The 8,616-nt window shown below is 72.1% G+C and carries 7 protein-coding genes; 2 read left to right on the forward strand and 5 right to left on the reverse strand.

Annotation, left to right across the window (positions count from 1 at the left end; translation table 11 throughout):
* Positions 1-261 precede the first annotated feature (261 nt).
* From DY245_RS35435 to nirB, 4 genes are all read right to left on the reverse strand, one after another.
* Complete coding sequence (locus DY245_RS35435; protein ID WP_128511208.1) at positions 262-567, reverse strand: ArsR/SmtB family transcription factor; 306 nt, start codon at positions 565-567, stop codon at positions 262-264.
* Positions 568-722: 155 nt separating this feature from the next.
* The gene (locus tag DY245_RS35440) at positions 723-1,214 is read right to left on the reverse strand and encodes an SRPBCC family protein (protein WP_244943474.1); all 492 of its coding nucleotides are present in this window, start codon (positions 1,212-1,214) and stop codon (positions 723-725) included.
* A 126-nt stretch (positions 1,215-1,340) separates the two neighbouring features.
* Positions 1,341-1,805 carry a nitrite reductase small subunit NirD gene (nirD, locus tag DY245_RS35445; protein ID WP_128511203.1) on the reverse strand — a complete coding sequence of 155 codons (465 nt, stop codon included), beginning with the start codon at positions 1,803-1,805 and terminating at the stop codon, positions 1,341-1,343.
* Positions 1,805-4,462, reverse strand: coding sequence for a nitrite reductase large subunit NirB (gene nirB, locus DY245_RS35450; RefSeq protein ID WP_128511204.1), 2,658 nt, complete (start codon positions 4,460-4,462; stop codon positions 1,805-1,807). Before nirB ends, nirD begins: the two co-directional genes overlap by 1 nt.
* Before the next feature lie 197 nt (positions 4,463-4,659).
* Between nirB and DY245_RS35455 the strand changes: the two genes are divergently transcribed.
* Positions 4,660-5,994 (forward strand): sensor histidine kinase, encoded by a 1,335-nt coding sequence (locus DY245_RS35455; protein ID WP_128511205.1) that lies wholly within the window; start codon positions 4,660-4,662, stop codon positions 5,992-5,994.
* 11 nt (positions 5,995-6,005) lie between these two features.
* A complete protein-coding gene (locus tag DY245_RS35460) occupies positions 6,006-6,656 on the forward strand; it encodes a LuxR C-terminal-related transcriptional regulator (protein WP_128511206.1) in 651 nt (216 codons plus the stop codon).
* Between the two features lie 33 nt (positions 6,657-6,689).
* Here DY245_RS35460 and DY245_RS35465 read toward each other — a convergent pair.
* On the reverse strand, positions 6,690-8,616 hold a 1,927-nt coding region (locus tag DY245_RS35465), incomplete at its 5' end, for a glycoside hydrolase (protein WP_128511207.1).

The raw sequence follows: 8,616 nt of genomic DNA on the forward strand, positions 1-8,616 counted from the left end.
AGGCTGGTAGTCACACACGAGCCAACGGGCGCCCTTCACCATGGTCGCGGCCAGCACAGACATCGGACTCACTCATCTAGGGGGGCGGCCGTAAAGCTCCTCAGTGATGCAGGCGGGACGCTAACAGCCGCCACTGACAACAGCGGCCACTGACAACAGCCGCCACTGACAACGGCCGCCGCTGCGGCTGATCACCGGATGCGTGCGGGTCCGGATGCGTGCGGGTGGGGAGTTCACCGTCCGCACCGCTCCTGGAGGCAGTCACTTTCCTTCGGCGAGGCGCTTGATGGCCGCGAGGCGGGTGTCCCACGCGGCAGCCACCCGGTCCATCCAACGGGCGGCGACCCCGAGCCGCTCCGGTATGACCCGGTAGCGCGCCTCCCGGCCCTCCCGGTGGCCGGCGACCAGGCCGGCCCGGTCGAGGACCCCCAGGTGTTTGACGATGGCCTGGCGGCTGACCGGCAGCTCCGCCGCCAGGACCGTGGCGGTCGCCTCGCCGTGCGCGGCGAGGGCGTCGAGTATCCGTCGCCGGGTCGGGTCGGCGAGCGCGGCGAACACCTCCGCCACGGCGTCCGCACCCGCCACGACGCCCCCGCCGGCCCCGGCATCCCCACCCGCCCCGGCATCCGCACCCGCCCCGGCATCCGTGCCCGCCACAGCATCCGCACCCGCCCCGGAGTCCCCGCCCGCTTCCGGGTGTGTGCCTGCCCCTGCGCCCGTCGTCATGCCGCGAGCCGCTCCGTGTACTGCCGGATGTTCTCCACCTGGCCGGACCAGCCCTCGGAGTGGCTCTCGAACGAGGCGCTCGCCATCTGCTCCTCGGGGATGGTGATGTCGGCGAAGCCGGTCTCCACGACGCGCAGATGGGTGCCGTCGCCCTCCGGGGTCAGGGTGAACTCGACGAGGGTGGAGTTGCCCTCGACCGCCACCTCGCCGGGGTATGCGCTCGCCCAGCGGTACGAGAAGTAGTGCGGCGGGTCCACCTTCACGATCGTGGTCGGGAACTGGCCGTGCTCGCCGTGGTCGAGGTGCATGATGCCGCCCGGCCGCAGATCGACCGGCGTCGGCGCGCCCTGCCCGAACCATGAGCCGACGTGCTCCGGCTCGGTGAGCACCGCCCAGACCCGCTCCACGGGTGCGGAGATGCTGATCTCGCGCTCGATGCGGTTCTTGTCCTTGTCGTCATGGGTGTTCATGTCGTCATGGGTGTTCATGGGGTGGTCCTCCTGCCGCGCGTACGTCGTGGCTTACGCCCTTACGTGCTACCCAATGGTTGCACGTTGGGCCAGGAGGTGCAACCAAATGGTTGCGCATCGGTTGTCCCTGCCGTCGGTCCGGCGTCAGCCCGCCGCCCGTACGCGGTACGTCGGAACCGTGACCGACGGGTCGTCCAGACAGTCCCCCGTCGCCAGGTCGAAACGCTGCTTGAGCAGGGGCGATGCCACGAATGGGCGGCCCGCGGCGGAGCCGGTCAGGCCGCGGGAGAGGACCTGGGCGCCGGTGAACGGATCGCGGTTGCCGATCGCGTACATCCGGCCGCCCCGGTCGATGAACAGCGCGACCTGGGTGCCGTCCGGGAGGAGGGCGGCGACACCGCGCCCCGGGGTGAGATCGCCCGGCGTGCAGACCGCGAGCCAGCCCTGGGGGCACTGGACCTCGACCGTGGCGGCGACCCCGGCGGCCCCGGCGACCCCGGCGGCAGCCCCGCAGGCAGCCCCGCAGGCAGCGTCCGGTGCGGCGGCGGCGAGATCGGCAGTGGCGGTGACAGCGGCGGTGACAGCGGCAGTGACAGTAGCGGTACTCATCAGGCAAAGGTCCCTTCCAGCGTGCGTACGGGCAGGGTCGGTCCGGCCAGCAGCGTCAGATCCGGTTTGACCTGGTCGCGCTCCGGCACGAAGCGGACCGACGGGTCCGGGGCGTCGGGTGCGTTGACGAAGGAGACGAAGCGGGCCAGCCGCTCGGGGTCGGCAAGGGTCTCGGCCCATTCGTCGCGGTAGTGGGTGACATGGGCGGCCATCAGGGCCTCCAGCTCGTCGCACAGCCCCAGGGAGTCGTGGACGACGACGTCACGGACGTGGTCGAGGCCGCCCTCGATCCGCTCCAGCCAGGCGGAGGTGCGCTCCAGCCGGTCGGCGGTGCGGATGTAGAACATCAGGAAGCGGTCGATCAGGCGGATGAGCTCGGCGTCGCTCAGGTCCTGGGCGAGGAGGTCGGCGTGGCGCGGGTCCGCGCCGCCGTTGCCGCCGACGTAGAGGTTCCAGCCGTTGGAGGTGGCGATGACGCCGAAGTCCTTGCCGCGGGCCTCCGCGCACTCCCTCGCGCACCCGGAGACCGCGGACTTCAGCTTGTGCGGGGAGCGCAGGCCCCGGTAGCGCAGCTCCAGTTCGATGGCCATACGGACCGAGTCCTGGACGCCGTAGCGGCACCAGGTCTGCCCGACGCAGGACTTCACGGTGCGCAGCGCCTTGCCGTACGCATGCCCGGATTCGAAGCCGGCGTCCACCAACCGGGCCCACACCTGGGGGAGTTGATCGACGCGGGCGCCGAACAGATCGATCCGCTGACCTCCGGTGATCTTGGTGTAGAGGCCGAAGTCGCGGGCCACCTCGCCGATCACGATCAGCTTCTCCGGGGTGATCTCACCGCCGGGGATGCGCGGCACGATCGAGTACGAGCCGTTGCGCTGGAGGTTGGCGAGGAAGTGGTCGTTGGTGTCCTGGAGGGCGGCCTGCTCACCGTCGAGGACATAGCCGTCGGCGCCGACGGTGGGCGCGAGGGAGGCGATGATCGAGCCGACGGTGGGCTTGCAGATCTCGCAGCCGTCGCCGTTCCTGGCCTCCGGGCGGCCGTGCGAGTCCAGCAGCTCGGCGAAGGTCGTCAGCCGCAGCGTCCGTACGATCTCGTAGAGCTCGGCGCGGGTGTGCGGGAAGCAGCCGCACAGACCGGTGTCGATGGTGGCGCCGTTCGCGGCCAGCTCGTCGTTCATGACGGCGGTCAGCGACTTGACGCAACTTCCGCAGCCGGTACCGGCCTTGGTGCACTTCTTGATCTCCGGCAGGGTGCCGCAGGAGTGCTCGGTGACCGCGGCCCTGACCGTCCCCTTGGTCACGTTGTGGCAGTTGCACAGCACCGCGCTGTCGGGCAGCGCGGACGGGCCGAGCGCGGCGCCGCCGTCGGCCGCGAGCCCCGCGGGCAGGACCAGCTGCTCGGGCGCCACCGGGGGAACGGAGCCGGTCAGCGGGCGCAGCATGCCGTACGATTCGGCGTCGCCGACCAGCACACCGCCCAGCAGCTCGCCCTCCCGGCCGATCACCAGCTTCTTGTAGACGCCGCTGCGGGAGTCGGAGTAGACCACGTCCAGACAGCCGTCGGCGGTGCCGTGCGCATCACCGAAGGACGCGACGTCCACGCCGAGCAGCTTGAGCTTGGTGGACAGATCGGCGCCGGTGAAGCCGTCGACCTGCCCGGTGTCGCCGGCGAGCTGCCCGGCGATGGTGCCGGCGGCCGTACGGGCCATGTCGTAGCCCGGCGCGACCAGGCCGTAGACCCGGCCGTCGGCGGCCAGCGCGCACTCGCCGATCGCGTACACGGCGGGGTCGTCGGTGCGGCATTGCTCGTCGACGATGATGCCGCCGCGCGCGCCGACCGGCAGCCCGCAGTCCCGGGCCAGCTGGTCGCGGGGGCGGACACCGGCCGAGAAGACGACCAGATCGGTGTCGATACGGGAGTCGTCGGACAGTCCCATGGCGGTGACCGCGCCGGCCCCGTCCGCGACGATCTCCTTGCCGCCGACACCGGTGTGCACCTCCAGGCCCATCTCCTCGACGGTACGGCGCAGCGCGCGGCCGCCGCCCTCGTCGACCTGGAGGGCCATCAGCCGCGGGCTGAACTCCACGATGTGGGTGCGCAGTCCGAGCCCCTTGAGCGCACCGGCCGCCTCCAGGCCGAGCAGCCCGCCGCCGACCACCACACCGGTGCGGGCGTTCTTTGCGTACTCCTCGATGGCCAGCAGGTCCTCGATGGTGCGGTAGACGAAGCAGCCCGCACTGTCCTTGCCCGGCACCGGCGGTACGAACGGGTACGAGCCGGTGGCCAGCACCAGGGTGTCGTAGCGGACGGTCAGGCCGGAGCGGGCGGTGACCGTGCGGGCGGCGCGGTCGACGGCGGTGGCCGGGTCGCCGAGGTGCAGCTCGATACCGTGCCGGGCCATGAAGTCCGGATCGACCAGGCTCAGCTCGTCCGGGGTGCGGCCGGCGAAGTACGACGTCAGCTGGACGCGGTCGTAGGCCGGGCGCGGCTCCTCGCACAGTACGACCACCCGCGCCCGCTCGGTGACGCCACGGTCGGCGAGCTCCTCCAGGAAGCGCTGGCCGACCATGCCGTGGCCTATGAGGGCGATGGTGGGGGGCGTGCCGGGCGGGGTCTTTGGCGTGGTGTCCGTGTGCGGCGGAGTCGAGGTCATGGTCGTCAGCCTGCGGTCCGGCTGTTACCCGCCCGCATCTGCGCTGTTTCCCGGGCGGAACGCTGCCCTCAGTGCGGTGCGGGCCGGGGTGTGAGGGGCACGGAGGCGGCCACGGCCCGAGGCCCGGCCCGGCGGACCCGGGCCGTGACCTTCCGGACAGGGCCCGGGTCGGCCACCTCAGGATCTAGGTTGACCACATGCCCCGCCCCCGCCACCCCCTCATATCCGCCCTTGTCGCGCCCTTCGCGCCGCGCAGCCTCGCCGCACTGCTGCATGCACTGCTCGCCGCGCCGCTCGCGCTGCTCGGGCTGGTGCTGGTGCCGGCGGGGCTGGCGGTGGGCGCGGTGCTGTCGTGGACGGCGCTCGGGCCATGGCTGATCGCGTTGACCGTACGCGGCGCCTTGGGCCTGGGCGGTATCCAACTCGGCCTGATGCGTGGCCTGTTGGGGGAATCCGTCGATCCGGCCGGGCGGCGCAGCGGGCCCGGTGCGTTCGGCTGGCGGCGGGCGGTGCTCGGCGACCCGGCCGGCTGGCGGGCCGTCGGCGCCGCGCTGCTGGCGCCGCTGACGGCCGTACTGCCGCTGGTCGCCGTCCTCGTGTGCTACGTCTACGGGCTGCTGGCGCTCGCCCACCCCGTACTGCGGAACTGGAACTACTACACCCTCCGTGGCCCGGACGGCTCGGTCCGCAGGGTGTCGCTGCAGATTTACGGCGTGGAGTTCGACAGCTGGCCGCGGTGGCTGGTCGTGGTCGCGATCGGGGCGCTCCTCGTACTCCTCGCCCCCTGGCTGGTACGCCGGGCGGGCGCGCCGCACCGGCTGCTGCTGCGCGCACTGCTCGGCCCGAGCGCCGCGGACACCCGTATCCGCACCCTGGAGGAGACCCGCGCGCACGCCGTCGACGACGCCGCCGCCACGCTCCGCCGGATCGAACGCGATCTGCACGACGGCACCCAGGCCCGGCTGGTCGGCCTCGGTATGCATCTCACCCTGATCCGCGAACTGATCACCCACGACGCCGACCGCGACCGGCTGCTCGCCGTCGTGGAGACCGCACAGGGCAACGCCACCCAGGCCGTCACCGATCTGCGGCACCTCGTCCGCGGTATCCACCCGCCCGTCCTGGACCAGGGCCTGGAAACCGCGCTGGCCACCCTCACCGCCGATGCGCCGCTGCCGGTCACCCTCCGTACCGAGATCGGCCGGCGCCCCTCCCCGGCGCTGGAATCCATCGCGTACTTCTGCGCCGCGGAGCTGCTCGCCAATGCCGTCAAACACAGCGGTGCGACGCGGGTGAGCGTGGCGGTCGCGACGGACGACGGGCCCGGGGGAGCGGTCCTGCGGCTGTCCGTACGGGACGACGGGCGGGGCGGCGCGGTGGTCGGCGCGGGTAGCGGACTGACCGGGCTGCTCGGCCGGATTCGTACCGTCGATGGCACGCTGACCTGCGAAAGCCCGGCCGGAGGGCCTACGGTGGTCGCCGTCCGGCTCCCGTGCCCGCCGCCGTCCGGAGCCCATCCACGTCACCAGTAGAGGCAGGGACCATGCGCGTCGTCATTGCCGAGGACTCCGCGATCCTGCGCGATGGCCTCGTCCAACTCCTGGAGCTGCGCGGGGTGAAGGTCGCGGCCGCCGTCGGGGACGCCGAGTCGCTGCTCACCGCCGTCGAGGAGCACCGGCCGGACGCCGCCGTGATCGACATCCGGCTGCCGCCCGGCCACACCGACGAGGGGCTGCGGGCCGCCGTCGAACTGCGCCGCAAGCACCCCGCAACCGGTGTGCTGATCTTCTCCCAGTACGTGGAGACCGCTTACGCGGACCGGCTGTTCGGCACGGGCTTCGCCGGCGTCGGCTATCTCCTCAAGGAACGAGTGGTGGACATCGGGGAGTTCGTGGCCGCGCTGGAGCGGGTGGCGGCCGGCGGCACCGCGCTGGACCCGGACGTGGTCTCCCAGCTGTTCGGCGCGAGCCGCCGGGCCAGGGCGCTGGACTCGCTCACCCCGCGCGAGCGCGAGGTGCTCTCCCTGATGGCACAGGGCCGCACCAACCAGTCCATCGCCGCGGCGCTGACCGTCTCGGAGCGGGCGGTCGAGAAACATATCGCCCATATCTTCGGCAAGCTCGACCTGCCGCCCTCCGAGACGGACCACCGCCGGGTGCTCGCGGTGCTGCGCTACCTGGAGGCAGCGCGCTGACGGGGAACCGCTCGCCCGTCAGCCGCTCGCCCGTCAGCCGTTCAGCTGCGCCGGGCACAGTCGCCGCGGCTGCTGGTCGGTGCGCAGCCGGGCGTCGACACAGCCGCCCGGCAGACCGTCGTGGGCCTTGGTGCCGAAGTTGGCGGTGACGGTCAGCGTGCCGTTGCCGAAGACCGTGCGCTGGACGGTGCGATCACCGGTCAGCCATCGGAACGACGTCATCGCCTCGGTGCCGGCGGCGCGGTGCAGCGGTGCGAAGTACTTCTGAAGCGCTGCGAGTTCGGGCCCGTTCCTGGTCAGCGTGGGGCCGTCGAGGACGTAGTTGAGCGGGGTGTTGTAGAGCATCGCGAGCAGCGCCCGGGCGGTCTTCTGCGCCGGCAGCTTCTCGTACGACAGCTCCCAGCGCTCGACGTTGACCAGCGAGCCGTGCAGCGCGGTCTCGTAGAGGGGGACGCGGTACTTCGGGTCGTACATCGCGGTGGCCAGATCGGCGGGCAGCTGAACCGGCTTGAAGAAGATCGTCGGGGCGTTCTCCGGGAAGTAGCCGCCCCACTTCTGCCGGTCGCGCTCCAGCTTCCACAGACCGTCGGCGACCGGCGTGCCCGAGCCGTGGTCGAACGCCAGCACCTGGTTGGCCCAGGACTGGGCGGACTCCGAGCCCAGGACGAGGTTCTTCGCCAGCCGCCGCATCCGGGCGAGCCGCATCTCCCGGTCACCCGCCTTGGTCATCTCGTGGCCCTTGCCGTGGTCGCGGAACAGCTCGCCGGTCGCATCGACATCAAGGAAGTAGCTGTCCGCGCCGTTGGCGACCATCGAGCGGGTGCGGTCGGCGAGATAGTGCTTGTCCGGCTCGGCCTTTTCGAAGGCGCGCGAGCTGAGATAGCAGCCGCGGCCGCCGAACCCGGTCTGCGCGGTGCCGTCCGCCTTCCGTACACAGAAGTCGGGGTAGACCCGGTCCGGCCAGGCCGAGGTGGGGCTGTCGGCGGTCTTGGGGTCCTGCCCGTTGGCGAACGTGTCGTACGGGCCGACGAGATAGCCCGCCTTCTTGGCGGCCCGCACTGCCGCGGCGCTCATCGGGCCGGGTCCGGCGTCATAGCCGAGCCACATCCGGTCCACACCCAGTTGCTTGAGCTTGCCGACCCCGGAGGCGGTACGGGCCTCGCCCCACACATAGGCATGGAAGGCGCCGAGCAGCTTGCCGTTGGCCGGGTTCTTCCGGATCTTCTTGCGCAGGCTGCCGAGTTGGCCGTGCTGGGCGAGGTAGGAGCGGTAGTCGGCGGCGGGGGCGACCGGGTTGCCGTCGGTGAGGGCGAAGGAGACGTCGTAGTCGCGGGTGCCCTCACCCGCGTCGAAGGCGTGCGCGGCCGTGGTGCGCAGCCGGCCCCCGGTGGAGGTGAACCGCAGCGAGGTGCCGAGGTCGGTGGGGGTGAGATAGCTGACGCCGTGCCCGCCGCCGGACCCATCGGCCCCGCCCATGGAGTAGCCCCACAAGGGGAGGGCCAGCTCGGCACCCACATCAACCGTGCTGCCGGCCAGACCGCCCTTCTCGGAGCCGGAGTTCCAGAACGCGTCCCGTACGGGGATGTCCAGGCCCTCGCCGCGCGGCAGCTGGACGGCGGAGGCGGCCCGGTCGGTGCCGGTCACCGGCCAGCTGACCGATCCGTCGCGGTCCGACCGCAGCTTGATCCGCAGCCGCCCGCGCTCCGAACTGGCGCTCACGCTCAGCCCCTTGGCCGGGTAGCTCCAGCGCGCCCCGTCGGCCGTACGGGTCACCGGCCCCGGCTCACCGAGCCCGCCGCCGGCCGGCCCGGACAGCACCAGCCGCTGCCCGTCGCCGGTGCGCGCGGTCACCGCGAGCGAGGTGGTGTCGACGACGGCCGTGCCGCCGGTGACGGGAAGTTCGAGGTGGCTGCCCTCAAGGGTGCCGGCGGCGGCGCTGTCACATCCGGCGACGCCGAAG

It is taken from the genome of Streptomyces inhibens, assembly GCF_003389455.1.
Lineage (GTDB): Bacteria > Actinomycetota > Actinomycetes > Streptomycetales > Streptomycetaceae > Streptomyces > Streptomyces inhibens.

Bases quoted from the DNA above. Each gene is read 5' to 3' on its own strand.
- DY245_RS35440 (WP_244943474.1), bottom strand. From the start codon at position 1,214: ATGAACACCCATGACGACATGAACACCCATGACGACAAGGACAAGAAC.
- nirD (WP_128511203.1), bottom strand. From the start codon at position 1,805: ATGAGTACCGCTACTGTCACTGCCGCTGTCACCGCCGCTGTCACCGCC.
- nirB (WP_128511204.1), bottom strand. From the start codon at position 4,462: ATGACCTCGACTCCGCCGCACACGGACACCACGCCAAAGACCCCGCCC.
- DY245_RS35455 (WP_128511205.1), top strand. From the start codon at position 4,660: ATGCCCCGCCCCCGCCACCCCCTCATATCCGCCCTTGTCGCGCCCTTC.
- DY245_RS35460 (WP_128511206.1), top strand. From the start codon at position 6,006: ATGCGCGTCGTCATTGCCGAGGACTCCGCGATCCTGCGCGATGGCCTC.